Genomic DNA, 21,065 nt, shown 5'->3' on the forward strand with positions numbered 1-21,065 from the left:
GTCAGGTCTCCTGGGTCAGGGTGCGATAAAGGTCCGGCAACGCCCTCAGCAGGCGCTCAGGATTGGGGAGTAGGGTGAACCCGCCGCGCCCGAAGATGCGGGCAAACCAGTCCTGCCCGTCTTCGTTGATAATGACGCCGTGCAGGCTCTGGCCCGCGGCGCGGGCCTCGCGGACGGCCATGTGACTGTCTTCGATTCCGTGCTGGCCTTCGTAGTGATCAAGGTCATTGGGCTTGCCATCAGTCAGCACAATCAACAGCTTGCGCGCGCTGGGTTCATCGGAAAGCTGGGCGCTGACATGCCGGATCGCGGCGCCAAGACGCGTGTAGTGCCCCGGCCGCAGCGCGCCGATATTCGCTGTGATCTCGGATGTCATCGGGGTGTCGAACGCCTTGCATCGGGTTAGGAACACGCGGTCGCGCCGCAGCGACGAGAACCCCCAGATGCCGCAGCGATCACCCGCTGCGTCGATGCCGCCTGCCAAAGCGGCCATTGTTTCACGCGCCACCTCGATCACGGATGTGTCGCCAATGGCCGCCTCGGTCGAGCGGGACGTGTCGATCAAAAAGGCCACCGACACATCGCGCTCGCTTTCGCGGGCGGATTGCCAGATGCGGTCACTCCCACGCCCCGTGGCTGCGAGGTCAGCACGCACGGTCAGCAACGCATCAAGGTCAAGCTCGGTCCCGTCAATCTGGCGTGGCTGCAGGATGCGGTGGGGGCGCAGAGCCTCGAATTGGCGGCGTACCGCGCGCACCCGGCGTTCATTTGGCACAAAGGTCCCGCTTGCCGGCACGGCAGGTGCGTCGAGTACACGGCAATGCGCATCCATATAGCTGCGCGATCGGTGGTTCCATTCGGGGTAGGTATGTTCACCGGCGATCGCCTCGTGGTCGGCATCGGCAGGGGACAGGTCGAGATGCAGGCGCAGACGGGTTGCCACCTTTCGATCCTGTTTTGACAGGGTGATCTGGTCCTGATCGTCGGCAGCCTTTTGGGCGTTCTCGTCATCGTCGTCATCCACGCTGCGATTGATGTTCATTGACTCGACCCAGGACAGGATCGCTTCAAAGCGGTGAATGATAAAGCTGTCCTTGCGATTGTGCTGATCCTGGTCCTTGCGCGCACCGAGCTTGCGTTTGGAATGGGCGGCATCGGGCGGCGGGGCAGGGGCCTCGCCCTCTTCATTGTCCAACGCGGCGGACCCCGCGCCCGGCGCGGCAAAGCGCAACCAGATCGGCACCGGGGCAAAGGGCATGAAACCGCGCGCCGGGGCGGTGTCCAACTCAAGCCTGTCGATCTCACCGCCAAGCTGGTCCCGGATCGCACGCTCAATCGCGGCCTCTTGCGTTGGGCGCACCACATCCGGGCGTGCGGACAGGCAGCGCGCAGCCATGTGGTCATAGGCATCGCGCAAGCCCGGGCAGATGCGATAAACGCGTGCCGCCGCCGTTGCATTGGCATGGATTTGTGCGCAATCGAAACGCGGTCCGGTGGCCGACCGGTCAATCTCGGCAGGATCAGACACAGCCGCCAAAGCGGTCAGCCAGAAATAGGCGGCCCGGTTCAACTCCGCTTCGGGAAAGGTGGCGATGACGGGTGGCAGCGCAAGTCGTTCGCCATCAAAGCGGGCGACCCATTCCTGATCCCGCTCGGCCCCCAGCTTGCGAAGCAGTGGGCGTCGGTGCTGCGCCAAGGTCACGGGCGCTTCGGCCAGTTCGACCCCGGCGGCTCCGCCAAGCGCGCGAAACAGCACGGCAAGACTTGGTCGGACCGAGGATAGCAATATCCCGGTCTCGGGATAGGTGATCGCCTGTCCCATCCCGCGGGCCATGTCATGCCAGAGGTTCCCTACGGTTTCCTCGGGTTCCATGAGGTCGAGAAGACGCATCGTGCCTATCCGTAGATTGTGGAGACAAGGTCGCGCAGCGCTTGCTGCACGTCTGCCTCGTCGCTGAGCGGTTCAATTACCGCCGCCTCAAGCGCCTGATCAACGCCCATGCCACCGGCCATCAAAGTGGCCGCGTAAATGAGCAGACGAGTCGACACGCCTTCTTCCAGATCCATGCCGGACAGCTTGCGGATGTGCCCGGCCAGCCGGACCAGCGGCGCAACACGGTCCGCGTCCAGTCGGCTTTCGCGGGCGACCACCGCGATCTCGGTCTCCGGCTTGGGGAAGTCGAAAGAGATCGACAGGAACCGTTGACGGGTCGAGGGTTTGAGCCGTTTCAGCACGTTCTGGTAGCCGGGGTTGTAGCTGGCCACCAACATGAAATCCTTGGGGGCAACCAGTTCTTCGCCCGTGCGGTCAATCATCAAGGTGCGGCGTGTATCCGTCAGTGGGTGCAGGACAACGGTGACGTCCTTGCGGGCCTCAACCACCTCGTCGAGATAGCAGATCCCGCCCTCGCGCACGGCGCGGGTCAGGGGGCCGTCCACCCAGATCGTCTCGCCCCCTTTCAGCAGGTATCGCCCGATCAGATCAGCCGCCGACAGATCGTCATGGCAGGCCACGGTATAAAGCGGCTGGCCCAGTTTTGCCGCCATATGCTCGACAAAGCGGGTCTTGCCGCAGCCGGTCGGCCCCTTCAGAAGAAGGGGCAAGCCGTTGTCGTGGGCCGTCTCGAACAGGTCGCACTCGCGCCCCGTTGCCTGATAGAACGGCAGTTTCGGTGTGGTGGCGATGTTCATGGCCTACTCTCCCGGAACCGAGGCTGCAGGGCCGGGGGTGATGACCTCGCTTTTGCGGACCACAAGCATGGAATAGATGAACAACAGCGCACCCAGCACAACCGCCGCCCCCGCGCCAAAGCGCATCAGGTAGAAGATCGACAGGCTTTCCTGCACCTCCATGTAGTAGTCGCCGATGACCCGCTGCATGTGCGTCTGGATGGTGCCTGCAAAGGTCAGCACAAAGGTCATGAAGGCCATGCCGCCCGTCATCAGCCAGAAGGATGCCATGTTCAGCACCTGGTTATAGGGAGCGCGTTCCCGCAGCATCGGCATCGCATAGGTGAACATCGCAAGGTTCAGCGCCACATAGGCCCCATAGAAGGCGAGGTGCCCGTGGGCCGCGGTGATCTGCGTGCCATGGCTGTAAAAGTTGACCCCGTGCAAGGTGTGCAGGAACCCCCAGACACCGGCGCCAAAGAGCGCAACCGTGCTGGACCCGAGCGACCACAAAAGTGCCGCCCGGTTGGGGTGGTTCTTGCGGCCCTTCCAGACCATGACAAAGGCAAAGGACATCATCAAAAAGAACGGGATTACTTCGAAGGTCGAAAAGATCGATCCGACCCACTGCCAGTATCCGGGCAGTCCGATCCAGTAGAAATGGTGACCGGTGCCAAGGATGCCCGAGAACAGCGCAGTGGCGACGATGACATAGAGCCACTTTTCAACCACCTCGCGGTCCACGCCTGTCAGCTTGAGCAACAGGAAGGCAAGGATGGCGGCCATCACCAACTCCCAGGTCGCTTCGACCCAGAGATGCACGACGAACCACCAATACATCTTGTCGAGGCTGAGGTTGTCCGGGTTGATAAAGGCAAAGACCCACAGCAGCGACAGCAGCCACAGACCCATCAGCAGCACCCCGGTGACGGCAGTCTTGCGCCCGGCCAGCACGGTCATTGACACGTTCAGCAGAAAGATCAGCGCGGCAACAAGAATGCCAAACTTGACCCAAAGCGGTTGTTCGAGAAACTCGCGCCCGCCGTGAATGCCGACAAGGTAGCTGCCAACGGCGCCCAACGTGCCCACCAGCAGGATGATCAACTGAAGATAGGCCAGTTTGGTCGACCAGATTTCACGCTCGGATTCCTCGGGGATGAGGAAATAGGCAGCACCAAAAAAGCCCAGCAGCAGCCAGACAATCAGCGCATTTGTGTGGATCATGCGGATCACGTTGAACGGCAGGATCTCGGACAGAAAATTGGGTGAGACGTAGATCCAACCGGCGAGCAGCCCGCCCAGCACCTGAATGCCGAACAGCGCCATCGCAGCAAGGAAGTACCAGTAAGCCACTTTTTGTGATTGATATTTCATGGTGTTCTCCTGTGTTGCGGTTCAGCCGGCATCATTGGGCGGCCAGCCCTGGGTGTCGGTTTGGTCGGCCCAACGCAAAAACTCCGCGAGACCGCGGATGTCCTCGTCTGTCATTTCGTATTTGGGCATTTGGCGACGGCCTTCGACGCCGGTGGGCTGGCTTTCGATCCAGGCCTTGAGAATCTCAAAGGCGTCTTCGGGCGCGTCCAGCACCCCCCAGCGCGTCATGACATTGCCAAGTTCGGGTGCGAAATATGCGCCTTCTCCGTGCAGGCTGTGACAGTTGATGCACGAGTGTCGCTCCCACACATGCTTGCCGTGGATCACCGCTTCGCTCAGCGGCATGCCTGCGGTCGAGACCTCGACCACGTATTTGTGCGAGTGGACGGTCATCCCCACAAAGACCACTACGAAAAATATGGAGCCTCCGTAGAAGATGTTTCGCGCCCGCGATTTTGTCAGAAATTCCGCCATGGATCGGCCTCCTTGGAATTCGGGATGCCAGAGGTCTAGCGATCCGCACGCCACAGGAGTTTGTGCCAGCGCAACGTTCAGACGTTTTGATGCCTTAGAGTGGATTCACGAGGAGAGAGCGATGCCACGACCCAGACTGGACGACCCCGAACTGCCCTTGTCTGAGCTGATGACCCAGTGGCCAGAAACCATCGCAGTGTTCAACCGCCACAAGCTGTTATGCGTCGGTTGTCTGATCAGCCCGTTTCATACGATCATGGATGCCTGTCACGAATATGATCTGGACGAGGCAGCCTTTCTGGCCGAACTGATGCGTTCGGCAGGGGTATAGCGCCTAGTGCCCCTGGCTGAGCACCACAAGGGCATGCGGGTTCAGCACCTTGATCCGCTTGCGGTGGCTTTCGACAAGGCCCTGCTTTTCCCACGCGCTCAACAGCCGGCTTGCCGTGTGCAGCGTGGTTCCTGTCAGTTCTGACAGATCCTGACGGGTGATGGGAAAATCGATTTCGATCCCGTCTGCCACCTTGCGCCCCGTCTGGTTGATCAGCCGCAACAAGGCATTTGCGACGCGCTGTTCGACCTGCTGTGTGGCCATCTCGATGATGCGGTCGTTCATTTCGCCGACACGGTTGCCGACGGTCTTGTAGGTCTCGCTGGCAAAGCCGTCATAGTCGGCCACGAAACTGTCCCAAAGCAGCATCGGCCAGCTGAGCACGATGGATTCAGCGGCCGTTATGGCTGTGGCGGGGTAGGTGTCGCGCCCCAGCGCGCGTGCGATCCCCAAGAGCTGACCGGCGGGGATATGCAGTGCCGTGACCTGCTCGCCCGTCGGGGTGACGCGCACCACGCGGACATACCCGTCCAGCAGCATAAAGAATCGACCCGCCTCCGCACCTTCATCGAAAATGGTGCGTCCGGCCTCGTATCTGCGCGACGTCGCCTGATCCAGCACCGCGCGAATCTGGCGCCGGTCCAGCTTTGAAAAGGGCGGCAGATGCTTCAGCAGGCTTTCATCAAGCTGCGGCAAGGTTTTGCGCACGGGTTGTTCGTTCATACCCAAGCTTGTCACAGCGCAATGTGTGAAAGCCACGAAAATCTATCCAAACAGATCGGTGCGGAACATCGCGCTTCTTTGTCCCAGCGCAACGTTGCGGCGCGGCAAAGCCTTATTCTCCGCGTCAACAACAATGGCGATCTGAAAGGAAGCACCAATGATCCGCACATTCACAGCAAGTCTCGCACTGGCCAGCCTCGTCGGCAGCGCCGGCTTTGCCGAAACCTTCGAGGTCCAGATGCTCAACAAGGGATCGGACGGCGAGCGCATGGTGTTCGAACCCGCCTTTATTCAGGCCGCACCCGGCGACACGATCAAGTTCATCGCCGCTGACAAGGGCCACAATGCCGAAATAAGCAAGGGAATGCTGCCCGACGGCGCGGACGCCTTCAAAGGCAAGATCAACGAAGAGATCGAAGTCACCCTGACCGAGGAAGGCGTATATGGCGTGATCTGCAAACCGCACTTTGCCATGGGCATGGTGATGACCATCGCCGTCGGCGACGCAGAAGTGCCCGACACCTTCTTTGAAGGCCGGGTGCCACCCCGAGCCAAGGCGCGTTTCGACGCCCAGCTTGAAAATCTCTGACCGCATTTCAATGACTGACGGGCGCCATGCCCGCAGCCGCACTCAATCCCTGGAGGAGGGAAAAATGACCAAACTGATCAATCCAGGTCTCATGAAGACCAGCCGTCGCAACGTGTTGCGGGGCAGCGTACTTGCAGGTGCCGCCGCAATGAGCGGTGCCGCCGCGATGTCGGCCACCCGCGCCCCGAAAATGGACGGGATCAACGCGGCATCGTCCAAGCTTTACAAGGCGGCCGACCCGCAAGCTGCGGACAGCAATGCCAAACCGGCGGACCTCAGCGGCTACACCCGGGTCAAGCAAGAGCTTGTCGCGCCCCCATTCGCGCCAGAGCATGAACAGGTCGCGACCGGTGGTCCGAAGATCGTCGAAATCACCATGGAGACCGAAGAGCGCCTGATGGTTGTCGACGAGGACAATGGCGCAAGCGTGTGGGCGCTGACCTACAATGGCTCGGTCCCCGGCCCGCTGATCATCGTGCACGAAGGCGACATGGTCGAATTGACCCTACGCAACCCCACCAGTTCGGTGATGGAACACAACATCGACTTTCACGCCTCCACAGGCGCGCTGGGCGGCGGGGGTCTGACCCACGTCTATCCCGGCGAGGAATGCATGCTGCGCTGGAAAGCGACAAAACCGGGATGCTTCACCTATCACTGCGCGCCCGGCGGCGACATGATCCCCTATCACGTCACCCACGGCATGAACGGCGCCATCATGGTGCTGCCGCGCGACGGGCTGAAGGACAAGGACGGCAATCCGCTGCGCTATGACCGCATCGCCTATTTCGGTGAGCAGGATTACTATCTGCCCCAGGATGAAAACGGTGACTTCAAGACCTATGAGGCGGCTGGCGACGACTATGCCGACAGTCTGGAGGTCATGCGTGGCCTGATCCCGACCCATTCGGTCTATAACGGCGCTGTCGGCGCCCTCACCGGCGAAGGCGCGATCAAGGCCAATGTGGGTGAGACCGTGTTGATGATCCACAATCAGGCCAACCGGGATTCGCGCCCACACCTGATTGGTGGTCACGGCAACTATGTCTGGGAATCGTCCTTCACCGATGCACCGCTGCAGGACATGGAAACATGGTTTGTGCGCGGGGGCAGCGCTGTGGCCGCGATGTACACTTTCGAACAGCCGGGCGTCTATGCCTACGTCAACCACAACCTGATCGAGGGTGTGATGCTTGGCGCAACCGCCCACGTCGTGGTCGAAGGCCAGTGGGACAATGCCTTGATGGAACAGGTCGTCGCACCCCGCGCCTTTGAGACCTGATCAGGGAGGGCAAGACCGTGACCGCCGCCGCGAAACGATCCTCATTCGACAAGCTTTCCTTTCGACTTGTTGTCGCGGTCCTCGCGGTGGCGGGCATACTCGGGGTCGTTCTGCTACAGCGCGACCCCGAGCCCGTTTTGCTGCCAGAAATGGCGGCAGAGCCGGTCATCCTGCCCGATGGCCGCGCCCTTTATGCCCAGCGTCACGAGGTGACAATCGCCGAGTGGAACACCTGTGCAGCGGACGGGGCCTGTGATTTGACCCTGCGCGCCCGGCCTGATCATAACCCTTCGATCACTCCGGCCACGGGCCTGAGTTATGTCGATGCCCAGCAATACGTTCGCTGGATCAACAACAAGACCGGGCGTGATTTCCGCCTGCCGACGGCCGGAGAATGGGCTGTCATGGCAGCCCCTGTCCTGCCAGAGGCGCCTGATCCGTTGTTCACCGACCCTTCGCTGACCTGGGCCTCAAGTTACCTAGTCGAAGGTTTGGCACCGCGCACGCTAAAGCCCCAGGGAAGCTTTTCGATCTCACCCGAGGGGATTGGCGATCTGGACGGAAGCGTCTGGGAATGGACGATGGAATGCTACAACGGAACCGCGCGCAGTGGCGCTCTTGACCGATGCCCCGCCTTTTTCGTGGGTGGAGAGCACGTGGCCGCAATGTCCTATCTTGTGCGCGACCCGGCCCGGGGCGGGTGCGCCGTCGGAACGCCTCCCGCACATTTAGGCATGCGCCTTGTGAGTGACCGGCCCGTTTGAGGATTGACGGACATGGGCGGTGTCGCGCGGGCGGAAGTACCCGTCACACGTTGACGATCCGGATGCCGTTCCACACATGCGCAAAACAGCAAAAGGCCTGACCGAATGAACGATCAGGCCTTTCTATTAACCGCTGCAAACCGAACGCTTATTGGCGGGCGATTTCAACCCAGTTGCCGTCCTTGATGACCGAAATCACGACCTCGTCCGCGCCCTGATGGTCGGTGTCGGAATAGGTTACGGTGTTGCCGGAAACCACGTCTTCGTAGCTCAGGCTTTCCATGCCCGCCTGAAACGTCTTGGCGTCCAGATCGGGGCCTGCGGCCTCAAGCGCCTTGACCATGGTCATGGCCGCAGAATGGCCCAAGAGCGCACCGGTGCCGGGCAGCTGTTCGCCCGTCGCCTCGGTGTAGCGTTTGAAGAACTTCTGCACCTCGGGCTGGTCCATGCGCGACAACAGGTCGGCCCAGCCCGCGGCGGCATACATGCCTTCGGTCACGCCGCCGGGCACTTTGGCCATCACGGTGTGAAATCCAGCGGACGAGTTCAGAAAGGACATGTCCGTCAGGCCCAGTTTCTTGGCCGTGCCAGACACGGTGATCGCCTGACGCACGCCAAGGGCAAGAGTGACGATGTCACAGCCATCCGCGCTCAGCTTTTGCAGGGCACCGACGAAATCGGAATCATCAGGCTTGTGCGTGGTTTCGGACACAAAGGTCAGCCCCTCGGTCTCGGCGGCGATGGATTCGGCACCCTCTTTGATGTCCTTGCCGAAGTCGGTGGGCAGATACATCGCACAGACCGTGTCCGCGCCCTTTTGCTCGGCCAGATAGGTCACGCCAATGCGGATCTGATCGTAATAGGTCGCGGTGCCCGCGTAATGCAGCGGGTGGAACGGTTCGGCCATCTGGCGTGCAGCGGACAGGGGCGAGACGTTGGGCACGTTCTTGGCGTCCTGCAGCTTGAAGGCGGCGATGTTCATCGGCGTACCAAGCGACAGCAGCATCGCAAAGACCTTGTCGCCATTGATCAGCTTGTTCATGCCCTGAATGGCCTTGGGCATCTGATAGGCATGATCCTCAACCACAAAGCGGATCTTGCGGCCATGAATTCCGCCTGCCTCGTTCACTTCGTCAAACACAAGTTGGGCTGCCTTGGTGGCAGGTGCGCCGAAGGCGGCAAAGGGGCCGGACAGATCGTTGTTGGACCCGATCAGGACTTCGGTGTCGGTGATGCCCTGTTCGGCCAGTGCCGGGGTCGCGGCCATGCTCGCGGCGAGCGCCGTGGTTGCCAGTCTTTTTGTCAGCTTTTTCATGTGTCTTCTCTCCCTTTTGGTTGTTTGTGTGAATTTGGTTCTGGTTGTTCAATACATCTGCTGGATCAGTGCGTCGTGCTTGGTTTCGACAAAGCTGCGTTTGAGTTTCATCGTCGGGGTCAGCTCATCGTCATCTGCCGTCAGCAACACATCGATCAGGCGGAAATCCTTGATCTGCTCGACGCGGGCAAATTCGGTGTTCACCTCGTCGATCGTGTCGCGGATCAAATCCTGCACCTCTTTGGCTGCACAAAGCGAGGCATAGTTCGAAAACGGCACCCGCCTATCTTGCGCGAATTTTTCCACGTTTTCCTGATCGATCATCACGAGACAGGTCAGGAACTTGCGCTTGTCCCCGATCACCACAACGTCCGAGATATAGGGCGAGAATTTCAGCTTGTTTTCGATCTCGGCCGGGGTCACGTTCTTGCCCCCTGTGGTGATGATGATGTCCTTGAGCCGTCCGGTGATCCGCAGGAACCCTTCGTTGTCGAGCATGCCCACATCGCCCGTGCGCAGCCAGCCGTCATCGGTAAAAGTCTCGGCCGTCTTTTCGGGGTTCTTCCAATAGCCCTGAAACACGTTGCCCGCTTTATAAAGGATCTCGCCCTCGGGACTGATGCGGATTTGCGCGCCGGGCAAGACGGGGCCAACTGTGCCGAACTTGTTGTCGTCTATGGCGTTGATGCACATGACGCCTGCACTTTCGGTCATCCCGTAACCTTCGAGCACGGGCACGCCGATGGCATGATACCAGCGCAGCAACTCGGGTGATATCGGCGCAGCACCCGACCCGCCGCGCCGCAGCCGGTCCATGCCGACCATGCGGCGCAGATTGCGCAATACCGCAAAATCCCAGAAGCCAAAGGCGAGCCGTGTGCCCGGTGGCACAGGCTTGTTTTCGGCCAGACGGTCGGCCCGCGCCTCGCCCGTTTTCAGCGCCATCGCATAGGCCCATTTTTGCAAGCCCGTCGCATCGCCGATGCGGATCGCCACCTGCGAATAGATCTTTTCCCACAGGCGCGGCACGGCGACAAAGGTCTGCGGGCTGACCTCTTGCAGGTTGTCGAAAATCGTCTCGGGGCTTTCGGCGAAATTGATGGTCGAGGCGGCGGCAATGGGCGCATTGACCGAAAACACCCGCTCAAGGATATGGCACAGCGGCAGGAAACAAATCTGGTCATCCGTGTCATAGACCGGCGCATTGTGCAGTCCGGCAGAGACGGAAAACATCAGGTTGGAATGGCTGATCATCGCCCCTTTGGGCTTGCCCGTCGTGCCGGAGGTGTAGACCAGAATGGCCGTATCCTCGGGGCGAGTTGCATCAATGGAGGCGTCAAATTCGCCTGGGTGTGCTTCATCATAGGCCGCCCCGAGCTCGTAGAGCTCGTCGACAAAGATGATCTGAGGGTCCGAAAACCCGTGCAGCCCGTCGCGTTCAATCACGATCACCTTGACCAGCCCCGGCAGCCGGTCGCGTACCTGCAGGAACTTGTCCAGTTGCTCGTCATTCTCGACGATCAGAAAGCGGCTGTCGGAGTTGGTGACGAGGTATTCCAATTGCACGGCCGAATCCGTCGTGTAAACGCCCGAGCAGATGCCGCCCACGCATTGCACGCCCATGTCGGTATACATCCATTCCTTGCAGTCCTCGGACAGGATCGACACGACCTCGCCACGTTTCAGGCCCAGCGACACAAGGCCGAGGCCCAGATGCTTGGCGTGGGTGAAATAGCTGTCCCATGAAAACGAGCGCCAGATTCCAAACGTCTTTTCGCGCATCGCAGTGCGTGTACCAAGCGCGGCGCAGCGCGCGCGGAAAAGTTTGGGCGTGGTGTCGTGACCGTCGATCAGGAACGGACCTTCTGACAGGTCCGCGTTGACCGTCATTCCGCGAATGCTTTGCTGAGGGGGGAGTGTCTCTGCCATGATCGCCCCTATCGCCACGTCTTGCGCTGTTTCCAGCGCCGTTGCCCGCGTTGGTTTTCGTCCTGGCTGACGCCCAGATAGAATTCCTGAATGTCTTTGGATGCGGCCAGCACCTCGGCGCGGTCATCCATCACGATGCGCCCCAACTCCATCACATAGCCATAATCGGCGGCCTCAAGAGCCACTTTGGCGTTCTGTTCTACCAGCATCATTGTCACCTTCTGCTCGGCGTTGAGCCGCACGATGATCTCAAAGATTTCGTGGGTGAGCAGGGGAGAGAGGCCAAGGCTCGGCTCGTCCAGCAGCATCAGTTTGGGTTTCGACATCAGCCCGCGCCCGATGGCCAGCATCTGTTGCTGGCCGCCCGACAGAGTGCCTGCGCGCTGGGTGCGACGGTCCTTGAGGATGGGAAAGTAGGAATAGACCATGTCCTCATCCGCTGCGATCCCGCCCCGGTCGCCGCGCGTATAGGCCCCCATGGCGATGTTTTCCGCCACGCTCATTAGCGGGAAAATCTCGCGCCCCTCGGGGACATGCACGATGCCGCGCCGCACGATGGCGTCCGGGTCGAGCGACTGGATTTCGTGGCCAGCCATCCGCACCGTGCCCTTTTCGGGGTCCATGACGCCGGAAATGGTCTTGAGCAGCGTGGTCTTGCCCGCCCCGTTGGCCCCGAGCACGGTCACGATCTGCCCCTCGCGCACGGTCAGGCTGACCCCGCGAATGGCCATGATCGGACCGTAGTAGCTTTCCAGATTGTCGATCTGCAAAACGATGTCAGATGCCGTGCTCATGCGCGCGATGTCCCCGTCTTGGAAATCTCACCCGTGCCCAGATATGCTTCGATCACGGCCGGGTGGGATTGCACCTCGGCTGCAGTGCCGGTGGCCAGTTCCTTGCCATCCGACAGGGCCATGACCCGGCCCGACACTGCCGACACCAGCCCCATATCATGTTCGACCATCATCACCGAAATGCCCATCTGCGTCTGGATGTCCTCGATCCAGAAGGCCATATCCTGCGTTTCCTCAACCGACAGACCCGAGGCGGGTTCATCGAGAAGCAGCAGCTTGGGTTCAGAGGCCAGCGCGCGGCCCAACTCGACCACCTTGCGCACGCCGTAGGGCAGCCCGCCGATCATCTTGTCGCGATAGGCCTGGAGGTTCAGAAAATCGATCACCTCTTCGACGGCCTCGCGGTGGCGCACCTCTTCGCGGTAGGCGTTTGGTGAGAACACGATGTTGGACAAGAGCCCCGTCTTGCGATGCCGATGGCGGCCCACCAGCAGGTTTTGCAAGACGCTGGCCTGTTCGAACAGCTCGATATTCTGAAAGGTACGCGCGATTCCGAACCCGGGCACCTGATCGGCGGTGCTTTGCAGCAGATCATGGCCGTCAAATCGGATGCTGCCCTCTGCCGGGTCGTAAAACCGCGAGATCATGTTGAAGATGGTGGACTTGCCCGCACCGTTCGGCCCGACAAGGGCAAACACCTCGCCCTCGTTGACGGTAAGGGACACCGCATCGACGGCAACCAGACCGCCAAAGCGCAAGGTGACATTATCGATCTCAAGCAGGCTCATTGCACACGATCCGTCTTGAGATATGATTTCTGCCGCTTGAACATGTCCTTGCGATAAAACGGGAACAGCTCGAAATAGGTGCGGATCTTGAGCCAGCGGCCATAAAGGCCCATCGGCTCGAACAGGATAAAGCCGACCAAGATCAGCGCAAACAGCGCGCTTTCAAGGCCGGGCACGTTGATGTTCACGTCAAATGTCGTGGCCAGAAAGGACCGCCCATTGGCGATGGCGACGGGGATGATGCCAACGACGATGGCCCCGAAAAACGCGCCGTGAATGAACCCGAGGCCGCCGATCACGATCATCAAAAGAAGGGTGATCGACATCACAAGATCGAAGGTTTCGTTGGTCACATAGCCTGCCGAATGCCCGAACAACGCGCCCGCCAGCCCCGCCGCTGTGGCCGACAGGAAGAACGAGGTCGCCTTGGTGCGGGTAAGGTTGATGCCCATGGCACGCGCCGAAATCTCGCTGTCGCGGATCGCGGTGAAACTGCGCCCTGTCGGCGTGCGCAAGAGGTTACGGTAGAACCAGACCAGCAGGATCGCAACGAACAGGACGAGGTAGTAGAACTTGTAAGGGGTGGAATACCGGTTGATTTCGATGCCGAAGATATTGATGTCGGGCACCGCCGCACCCGCGATACCGCCGGTCCAGGGTTCGGCAATCACCACGAAATCGCCGGTGAGGATCGACATAGCCAGTGTGGCCAGGGCCAGATACACACCGTGCAGGCGCAGAACGGGCAGGGCGATCATTGTGCCCAACACGCCTGCAATCAGCCCTGACAGTGGAAATGCGATCAACCACGGCACGCCCGCGCCAAGAAAGTTGATGTTGAGATAACAACCCAGCGCCATAAACGTGGCATGCCCAAGGCTGGGCAGGCCGGTGTGCCCGGTCAGCAGCATCAGCCCCATGCCCGCGATGGCGAGGATCAGAACGCCGGTGATTTCCCCCAGCAGATAGGCATCCCCGATGGCCACAAAGTAAAGCGGCGTGGCCAGCACCAAGAGCAGCAGCAAGGCGTACCACGTGGCCTGTGCACGATGTTTGAACAGGCGGATGTCGGTATCATAAGAGGTTTTGAAAACAAAGCGCATCTTCAGACCTTCTTTCGCTGTGTCTGGGAAAAGATGCCGCCGGGGCGGAAGATCAGGATCAGCAGCAGAATCGCATAGGGCGCAATCTGGCTGACCCCGGGCGGCCCGTAGCGAGAGGCCAACGGTTCGACCAATCCGATGATCAGCCCACCCAAAAGCGCGCCGGGCAAGGAACCAAACCCCCCGATGGCCGCTGCGGCAAAGGCCTTGATCCCAAGCAACCCGGTCGAGGGATCAATCGCCCCCTTCGAGGCAAAGAGGACCCCCGCAACCGCCGCGACCATGCCCGACAGGCCCCAGACAAGGCTGTGTATGCGCTTGACCGGGATGCCCATGTAATAGGCCGCCAACTGGTTTTGCGAGGCGGCCTGCATCGCCAGACCCACCCTTGTGCGCGAAAAGAACAGGAAAAAAGCGAGGGTCAGCGCGGCGGTGACAATCACGATCAGCACTTCGTCGACGCCGAGAACCAGACCGCCGGAGCGTATGTCCTGCCCGGCATAGGGGGTTTCGAGCGATGTGGGCTCATGGCTCCAGATCGCGCCGGCGGCAAAGCGGATGATAAAGCCCATGGCGATGGTCAGGATCACGATCGACGTCTGGGACTGGCCGAACATGTGGCGCAGGATGCCCCAGTTGAACAGGTAGCCAAAGGCCCCCATCACGAGGATCGACAGGGGCACGGCCAGCCAGAAATTCAGCCCCATATATTCGTGATTGGTGAACCCGATGCAGACAAAAGCGCCCAACATCATAAAGTCGCCTTGGGCGAAATTCACCGCTTCGGTCGCCTTGTAGATCAGCACAAATCCCAGTGCGATCAGCCCATAGACACAGCCATTGGCAAGACCACTGATGATCAGTTGCACAAAATCCACGGCGCTCCTCCCAAAGACCATTTGAAGAACGATACCCGCGTAAGTCGCCAGATCACAACGCTTTCTGCAGGGAAGTGGTGCGAACCCGTTTGGTCAGCGGCGCGCCGCTTGGACGCGCCCTAGTCCTTGGCGAGCACCACGTCGAAGGTGACCGCAAGGAACGGCGCATCGATCTTGCCCGACAGGGCCATGCCATCGGGGAAATCGCTCGCCGGTTTTTCCTCATAGGACATGACCAGATCGTCGCGCACACCAAACACGGTGTCCTGATCCAGATAGGGATCATCGTCGGGGAAGATCTCGGTCACAAGCGTGCGATAGCCGGGCGCCTTGACGATGAAATGCAGGTGCGAGGGGCGCCACGGGTGGCGTCCACAGGCGCGCAGGATATCGCCCACCGGACCGTCCGTGGGCACCGTGTATTCCACAGGTTTGACGGTTGTGAAGGCGTACCGCCCGTCGTCCCCCACCGTCATCAACCCGTGAAACGAAAAGGTGTCCTGTGCCTCATCCTGACTGGCATAAAGCCCGTTGGGTGCGGTTTGCCAGATGTCCAGCTCGGCCCCGGCAATCGGGTTGCCTTCGGGGTCGCGGATGACCCCTTCGGCCAGCAAGACCGGACCACCAAAGTCGCGCTTCATGTCTCCTCCGACCGGCAGAGGCGGGGCGCCGGACACATGGAATGGCCCCAGCACCGAGGACGAGGTCGCAGCCGGGCTCGAATGCAGCATATCGACCAGCGACGACAGGCCCAGCACGTCCGAGGCAAGGACAAATTCGTGACGGTCCTCAGTCTCAATCGCTGCGCAACCTTCAAGAAAGGCGATGCCCTGCCGCCATTCTTCATGGGTCAACTGGGTCTCGCGGGCAAAATCGTGCAGGTGCTGGACCAGCGCTCCCATGACCTCTCGCGTCCGCGGGGCCATGTCGTCGGCCATGTAGCTGCGGAAAACGTCGGTGATATTATCCTTGGTCACATTGCGCATAGGCGTGGCTCCTTACAACAGGGCGAGGCTGAGGATCGGGAATTCGATCAGGATGAAGAGGATGATCAGCATCACAAAGGCAAACGGCAACGCCCCCATGAACACGTCCTTGAGCGAGATGCGATCGTCGTTAAGTGTCGATTTGATCACGAAACAGGATATCCCGAGTGGCGGGGTCAGTAGGCCGATCTCGGCCCCGACGACGGTGATGATGCCAAACCAGATCAGCGACATGTCAAGCGCCTCGACCAACGGCAGGAACAGCGGCACGACGATCAGGATGATCGAGGCCGTATCGAGGATCGTGCCGAGGAATATCATCAGCAGCACGTAAAGCAGCATGATCGTCCAGAATGTCGCCGAATTCCCCGCCAGCAGGTCCTGCAACTGGTTGGGCAGGCCCGCAAGGCCCAGCATCCGGCTGTAGATCGAGGCGGCTGTGATCAGGAACAGGATGGCGGCGGTGATGTGACCGGTCTCAAGCAGCGCCTCCCAGAACCCTTTGAGCGTCATCGATTTGCGGGCAAGCGCGATGACCAGCGCCACAAGCGAGCCTGTGGCCCCTGCCTCAACAGCCGTCATCCAGCCGGTGTAAATGCCGCCGAGGACGATAGTGATCAGGCCAATGGTGGGCAGGGTTTTTGATGCAACCTCCGTCTTGGACATCCACTCGGTGTCCTCCACAACCCGCCCGCCAACGAAAGCGGGGGTAAAGCGGCCCATGACCCAGATCGCGCCCACATAGGCGATGGCCAGCATGATGCCGGGGATCACACCGGCCAGGAACATGTCGCCCACCGATTGTTCGGCCACAAAGCTGTAGATGATCAGCATCGCCGAGGGCGGGATGATCATGCCGAGCACAGAGGACCCGGCGACCACGCCCACGGCAAAGCGTGGGTTATAATCCTGCGCGATCATCTGCGGAACGGAGACTTTGGTGAACACCGATGCACTCGCAATGGACGAGCCCGTAACGGCCGCGAACACCGCGTTGGCGCCCACGGTCGCCATGCCGATCCCGCCTTTGACCTTGCGAAAACGCATTGTCATGACTTCGTAGATGTCACGGCCCAGCCCTGCCTTGGACACGATGAGGCCCATAAAGGTGAATAGCGGGATGGTGGCAAAGCTGTAGACCATCGCGCTGTCGCCGACGGCGATTTTCAGCAGGTTCAGCGACAGGGTAAAGTTGTCGCGCATCAGCCAGATCGACACCAGCGACACCATGCCAAGCGCGATGGGAATGTAGACGCCTGCATAGATCAGAAAGACAATGGCAACGACCGAAATCAGGCCGATTTCAATAGGGGTCATGGGTTTGATCCCCCTGCATTTTCATCGTCATGTTCGGGGACCCGAACCAGCGCGGGGCGGTCCTGCGCGGTGATCACCTTGAGCACAAAGATCAGGCAGGCCAGCGCACTGCCGCCCGCAATCACCAGTTTGACCGGCCACCACGGCACGGTGAAAACACCGGGAATGCCAAAGAAATCCTGCGTATCCCACATTTTGAGAAACTCAGGAAACATGATGTAGGCGATCAGCCCCATGAAAATCGCCGACGTCGCGTTGATGATGCGCCGCAGGTTCGCCGTGAGGCCCGGGCGGCGAGCATGGATCAGGTTCAAAAACCCGTCCGAGCGGGTCAACCGGTCGACCCGCACCACGTCCGGCAGTTGCAAAAAGATGATAAAGACCACCGCAAGCTGGACAATTTCGTACGTCCCCTTGAGCGGTGCATTGAACAGACTTCGCGCAATCACGTCGACATTCAGAATGGCGACCAACGTCAGAACGGTCAGCGTTCCGGCGACATTGGCTGCAATAGCAAGGGAATTTGCGACCCGAGAGAGACTGCCGATTGCAGACTTGAGCATAATTCTGGCCCCTTCTCGGGTCGTTTGCCAATTAGGGCTTTGTCCAGTCACGCACGCCGACAAAGCCTTCGGCTTCGAGCTTGGCGAGGTACGCGGCCAGCATTTCTGTGCCCGGCTCGCCATTGCCGTTCAGCGTGGCCGCCCATTCCTGCGCGATGTTGGGCATGGCAGATGCCCAGGCGGCGCGGTCCTCAGGCGAGACGTCGATGACAGTGCCACCTGCGGCCACATAAGCCTCTTCAGCGGCGGCAGCGCGGTCCATGGCGATACCGGCAAGGTGGTCGCGATAATCAACCGCGACGGCTTGCAGCACCTCTTTGACCTCATCAGGCAGACCATCCCAATACTGCTTGTTCACGGTGATTGTCTTGGAGTTCACCGCACCCAGATCAGCGCGCAGCATGTAGGGCGCCACCTCGGAAATCTTGAAGGTCGCCGCCGCTTCGGGCCAGAGCATGCCAGCATCCGCCAGACCGGTTTGTAGCATGTTGTAAAAATCGGTCAGACCTCCGCGCACGCCCGCCGCGTCCTTGATACCCTCAAGATAGCGCAGGTTCATACCCGCACCCGCAACCTTGAACCCCTGCAAATCCGAGACGCTGGACACATCCTTGGTCGAAAACACCTGATAGCTGTTCAGCACCACGCCGGTGGCAAGGTAGACTTGGTTCTGGGCTGCAAATTCGTTCTGCATTGCAGGGTATTCGCGCGCGATTTCGTCCACTGCCTTGGCCACCGCACGCGCGTCCGAAGACACGAAAGGTGTCACCGCCGACAGGCCCTGGCTCGGCAGTTTCGAGGAATGAAAGATTGTTGTGACGATGCCGATATCGCCAAGACCAAGCTCGATGCCTTCGAGAACACCCTTGGGTTTGACGATGGAGCCGCCGTAGTTTTCCTGCCAGTTCATCTTGTAGTTGCCGGTCTCGGCCAGACGGCGGTCGACCTCGGGGATGAAGAAGTTGGTGAACTCCTTGACCCACAGCGCGCGGTCCGGATAGCCGTCGATCACCACGGCGGAAATGGTTTCCTGTGCCGCCAAAGGCATGGCCGTCATCGCGGCCAGCGCGGCACCGATCACCGTGCGTCTTGTCCAGTTCATCATGTGTTTTTCCTCCCAGAAATGCGGGCTTTTTGGTGCCCGGTTGAAGTCAGTCCGCCTTTTGCCAGTTGACGGTCAGGTTTGTTCCCGCCGCCTCGAAAAGTTTGGCGATGGCGCAGTATTTCGAAGTCTCTGTCCCGACCACATCCAGCTCTTGCTGGCTGGCCGGGGTCTTGCAGTTCACCGTGAGCGTGATTTCGGGAAACGGCAGGTCGATCTCTTCTTCCATGAGCACGCCGCGCCGGTCGAACTTGCAGTCCGCGTCAATCGTGACATCGCCCAGATCAATACCCAAACGGTGCGCATTCTTGTGGCCGATCACGTTGGTGCAGGCGATCAGCGCCGTCATCGCGGATTCGGTTGGCGTGGGGCCAAGGTTGGTGCCGCCCCGCTCGGTCGGCTCGTCAATCACCACATTCAGATCGCGCACCGGGATTTCCGTGCGCGCATGGGTCGGACAGGCCGCGGTGGTGCGGTACGTCACGACGGTTTTCATCTTTATGGCCATCCGTGCCTCCTTCAGATCACGCTGCAGGTTTGCTCAAACGAGAAACGCGGCAGTTTCTGGAACAACGCAGTTTCGTCCGCGTAGCCGATGTTGCACAGGAAATTCGATTTCAGGCTGGTCCCGGCAAAGAATTCCTCGTCCACGATCGCGTTGGAAAAACCCGACATCGCGCCCACATCCAGTCCCACGGCGCGGGCTGCGATCATGAAATAGGCACCCTGCAACGTGGCGTTGCGATAGGCGGTGTCGGCGCAATAGGCGTCCTTGCCAGCAAACAGATGTCGGCGATCCTCATGCGGGAACAGGAACGGCAACTCGTGCCAGAAATTCATGTCCTGCGCGATGATCGCGGTGACCGGTGCGCCCATCATCTTGGGCACATTTTGCGGTTTGAGCGACTTGGCCAGCCGTTCTTTGGCTTCGGGCGATTTCACAAAGACAAAGCGCGCAGGCAGCGTGTTCATCGAGGTCGGGCCGTTGATGGTGATCTCGTAAATCTCTTCGAGTAGCCCGTCGGGGATCGGTCTGTCTGTCCAGGCGTAGTGCGAGCGTGCATCGCGCAAGATCAGATCAATGGCGTCATCCGACAGTCTGCTGATGCGGCTACGCAGGGCCCGATGGTCGGCCTGTGCTTGCGCGCGCAATGCCTCCAGCGTCTGACCGGTCGGCGCGTTCATTCGGCGGCTGCCATGTTTGCGTGGTCTTTTTCGTCCACAATCGGGTTCGAACAGATGCCGATCCCCTCGATCTCGATATCCACGACCTCACCCGGCACCAGCCAGCGGGGGTTGGGTTTCTTGGCGTGACCAACGCCCGGGGGTGTACCCATGGCGATCAGGTCACCCGGTTCCAGCGTGGTATATTCCGAGATCGTCGCGATGGTCTGCGCCACCGACCAGATCATGTTGCCGGTGTTCGAGGATTGCAGGATTTCGTCGCCCACGCGGCTTTCGATTTTCAGGCCCGCCGCCCCGACAGGCACCTCGTCCGGCGTGACCACAAAAGGGCCAATGGCGCCCGTGTTGTCGAAATTCTTGCCCGGGGTCCATTGATGCGTCTTTCGCTGATAATCGCGCACTGACCCGTCGTTGAACACGGTGTAGCCAAACACGTGATCCAGCGCGTCCGCTTCGGCAATATGGCGTCCGCCCTTGCCGATGATGAACATCAACTCCGCCTCGTAATCGAGCTTGTCCGAGCAGGTTGGACGCACCAGCGGCGCACCTGCGGCCATGATCGAATTCTTGCCGCGCATGAACAACGCCGGGTATTCGGGGATTTCGTATCCGCCTTCCTTGATGTGATCGGTGTAGTTCAGTCCAAGGCAGATGATCGTCCCTGGCTTGGCCACAGGCAGGGCAGGGGTGATCGAGGCCACTGGCACTTCGAGCGCACCAGCGACCCTCGCAGCCACTGATTCTGCCAATGCCGGGTCAGAGATAATTGCCATCAAGTCCTGCCCCACAGCCGCATCAATTGCAGTGAGATTAACGGCCTTGTCGCCCTGAACGGCAAAAACCGCGTCGCCGTTGGGTGTTTCCCCGACCAGGTATTTCATGCGTACAATCCTTGTAA

At 60.2% G+C, this 21,065-nt stretch carries 22 protein-coding genes; 4 read left to right on the forward strand and 18 right to left on the reverse strand.

What is annotated here, in order from left to right:
• Nucleotide 1: 1 nt before the first annotated feature.
• From Q1A89_RS02825 to Q1A89_RS02840, 4 genes are read right to left on the reverse strand one after another with little or no spacing between them, the layout of a single operon-like run.
• A complete protein-coding gene (locus Q1A89_RS02825; protein WP_299723442.1) occupies nucleotides 2-1,891 on the reverse strand; it encodes a VWA domain-containing protein in 1,890 nt (629 codons plus the stop codon).
• 5 nt (nucleotides 1,892-1,896) lie between these two features.
• Complete coding sequence (locus tag Q1A89_RS02830; RefSeq protein ID WP_299723445.1) at nucleotides 1,897-2,691, reverse strand: CbbQ/NirQ/NorQ/GpvN family protein; 795 nt, start codon at nucleotides 2,689-2,691, stop codon at nucleotides 1,897-1,899.
• 3 nt (nucleotides 2,692-2,694) lie between these two features.
• Nucleotides 2,695-4,044 carry a cbb3-type cytochrome c oxidase subunit I gene (locus tag Q1A89_RS02835; protein ID WP_299723448.1) on the reverse strand — a complete coding sequence of 450 codons (1,350 nt, stop codon included), beginning with the start codon at nucleotides 4,042-4,044 and terminating at the stop codon, nucleotides 2,695-2,697.
• Nucleotides 4,045-4,065: 21 nt separating this feature from the next.
• A complete protein-coding gene (locus Q1A89_RS02840; protein ID WP_299723451.1) occupies nucleotides 4,066-4,518 on the reverse strand; it encodes a cytochrome c in 453 nt (150 codons plus the stop codon).
• Nucleotides 4,519-4,639: 121 nt separating this feature from the next.
• On the opposite strand from Q1A89_RS02840, the gene Q1A89_RS02845 reads away from it, so the two are divergent.
• Nucleotides 4,640-4,849, forward strand: coding sequence for a DUF1858 domain-containing protein (locus Q1A89_RS02845; RefSeq protein WP_299723454.1), 210 nt, complete (start codon nucleotides 4,640-4,642; stop codon nucleotides 4,847-4,849).
• 3 nt (nucleotides 4,850-4,852) lie between these two features.
• On the opposite strand, the gene Q1A89_RS02850 is transcribed toward Q1A89_RS02845, so the two are convergent.
• The gene (locus Q1A89_RS02850; protein WP_299723457.1) at nucleotides 4,853-5,572 is read right to left on the reverse strand and encodes a Crp/Fnr family transcriptional regulator; all 720 of its coding nucleotides are present in this window, start codon (nucleotides 5,570-5,572) and stop codon (nucleotides 4,853-4,855) included.
• A 157-nt stretch (nucleotides 5,573-5,729) separates the two neighbouring features.
• Here Q1A89_RS02850 and Q1A89_RS02855 point away from each other — a divergent pair, with 157 nt between their 5' ends.
• The 3 genes from Q1A89_RS02855 to Q1A89_RS02865 all read left to right on the forward strand — a co-directional run bounded on the left by Q1A89_RS02855 (nucleotide 5,730) and on the right by Q1A89_RS02865 (nucleotide 8,207).
• Entirely contained in the window at nucleotides 5,730-6,161 is a 432-nt protein-coding gene (locus tag Q1A89_RS02855; protein WP_299723459.1) for a pseudoazurin, read from the forward strand.
• A gap of 64 nt (nucleotides 6,162-6,225) precedes the next feature.
• Nucleotides 6,226-7,443, forward strand: a complete 1,218-nt coding sequence (gene nirK, locus Q1A89_RS02860; protein ID WP_299723462.1) for a copper-containing nitrite reductase — start codon at nucleotides 6,226-6,228, stop codon at nucleotides 7,441-7,443.
• 17 nt (nucleotides 7,444-7,460) lie between these two features.
• Nucleotides 7,461-8,207: an SUMF1/EgtB/PvdO family nonheme iron enzyme gene (locus Q1A89_RS02865; RefSeq protein ID WP_299723465.1), complete on the forward strand. Its 747-nt coding sequence runs from the start codon at nucleotides 7,461-7,463 to the stop codon at nucleotides 8,205-8,207.
• A 148-nt stretch (nucleotides 8,208-8,355) separates the two neighbouring features.
• Here Q1A89_RS02865 and Q1A89_RS02870 read toward each other — a convergent pair whose 3' ends face one another.
• From Q1A89_RS02870 to Q1A89_RS02930, 13 genes are all read right to left on the reverse strand, one after another.
• Nucleotides 8,356-9,522, reverse strand: coding sequence for an ABC transporter substrate-binding protein (locus Q1A89_RS02870; RefSeq protein WP_299723468.1), 1,167 nt, complete (start codon nucleotides 9,520-9,522; stop codon nucleotides 8,356-8,358).
• A 48-nt stretch (nucleotides 9,523-9,570) separates the two neighbouring features.
• Entirely contained in the window at nucleotides 9,571-11,451 is a 1,881-nt protein-coding gene (locus Q1A89_RS02875) for an AMP-binding protein (RefSeq protein ID WP_299723471.1), read from the reverse strand.
• An 8-nt stretch (nucleotides 11,452-11,459) separates the two neighbouring features.
• Nucleotides 11,460-12,245 carry an ABC transporter ATP-binding protein gene (locus Q1A89_RS02880; RefSeq protein WP_299723474.1) on the reverse strand — a complete coding sequence of 262 codons (786 nt, stop codon included), beginning with the start codon at nucleotides 12,243-12,245 and terminating at the stop codon, nucleotides 11,460-11,462.
• The gene (locus tag Q1A89_RS02885) at nucleotides 12,242-13,033 is read right to left on the reverse strand and encodes an ABC transporter ATP-binding protein (protein WP_299723477.1); all 792 of its coding nucleotides are present in this window, start codon (nucleotides 13,031-13,033) and stop codon (nucleotides 12,242-12,244) included. Before Q1A89_RS02885 ends, Q1A89_RS02880 begins: the two co-directional genes overlap by 4 nt.
• The gene (locus Q1A89_RS02890; RefSeq protein WP_299723480.1) at nucleotides 13,030-14,136 is read right to left on the reverse strand and encodes a branched-chain amino acid ABC transporter permease; all 1,107 of its coding nucleotides are present in this window, start codon (nucleotides 14,134-14,136) and stop codon (nucleotides 13,030-13,032) included. Before Q1A89_RS02890 ends, Q1A89_RS02885 begins: the two co-directional genes overlap by 4 nt.
• 2 nt (nucleotides 14,137-14,138) lie before the next feature.
• Nucleotides 14,139-15,014, reverse strand: coding sequence for a branched-chain amino acid ABC transporter permease (locus tag Q1A89_RS02895; RefSeq protein WP_299723483.1), 876 nt, complete (start codon nucleotides 15,012-15,014; stop codon nucleotides 14,139-14,141).
• 119 nt (nucleotides 15,015-15,133) lie between these two features.
• Entirely contained in the window at nucleotides 15,134-16,000 is an 867-nt protein-coding gene (locus Q1A89_RS02900) for a dioxygenase (protein ID WP_299723486.1), read from the reverse strand.
• Nucleotides 16,001-16,012: 12 nt separating this feature from the next.
• Nucleotides 16,013-17,317: a TRAP transporter large permease gene (locus tag Q1A89_RS02905; RefSeq protein ID WP_299723489.1), complete on the reverse strand. Its 1,305-nt coding sequence runs from the start codon at nucleotides 17,315-17,317 to the stop codon at nucleotides 16,013-16,015.
• Nucleotides 17,314-17,880 (reverse strand): TRAP transporter small permease, encoded by a 567-nt coding sequence (locus Q1A89_RS02910; RefSeq protein WP_299723492.1) that lies wholly within the window; start codon nucleotides 17,878-17,880, stop codon nucleotides 17,314-17,316. Before Q1A89_RS02910 ends, Q1A89_RS02905 begins: the two co-directional genes overlap by 4 nt.
• A 31-nt stretch (nucleotides 17,881-17,911) precedes the next feature.
• Nucleotides 17,912-18,985 (reverse strand): C4-dicarboxylate TRAP transporter substrate-binding protein, encoded by a 1,074-nt coding sequence (locus Q1A89_RS02915; RefSeq protein ID WP_299723496.1) that lies wholly within the window; start codon nucleotides 18,983-18,985, stop codon nucleotides 17,912-17,914.
• Between the two features lie 46 nt (nucleotides 18,986-19,031).
• On the reverse strand, nucleotides 19,032-19,490 hold the full coding sequence (locus Q1A89_RS02920) for an OsmC family protein (RefSeq protein ID WP_299723500.1): 459 nt from the start codon (nucleotides 19,488-19,490) through the stop codon (nucleotides 19,032-19,034).
• 11 nt (nucleotides 19,491-19,501) lie between these two features.
• On the reverse strand, nucleotides 19,502-20,167 hold the full coding sequence (locus Q1A89_RS02925; protein WP_299723503.1) for a malonic semialdehyde reductase: 666 nt from the start codon (nucleotides 20,165-20,167) through the stop codon (nucleotides 19,502-19,504).
• A complete protein-coding gene (locus Q1A89_RS02930; protein ID WP_299723506.1) occupies nucleotides 20,164-21,048 on the reverse strand; it encodes a fumarylacetoacetate hydrolase family protein in 885 nt (294 codons plus the stop codon). The genes Q1A89_RS02925 and Q1A89_RS02930 overlap by 4 nt, the downstream gene beginning before the upstream one ends.
• Nucleotides 21,049-21,065: the final 17 nt, after the last annotated feature.

The organism is uncultured Tateyamaria sp. (assembly GCF_947503045.1).
GTDB lineage: Bacteria > Pseudomonadota > Alphaproteobacteria > Rhodobacterales > Rhodobacteraceae > Tateyamaria.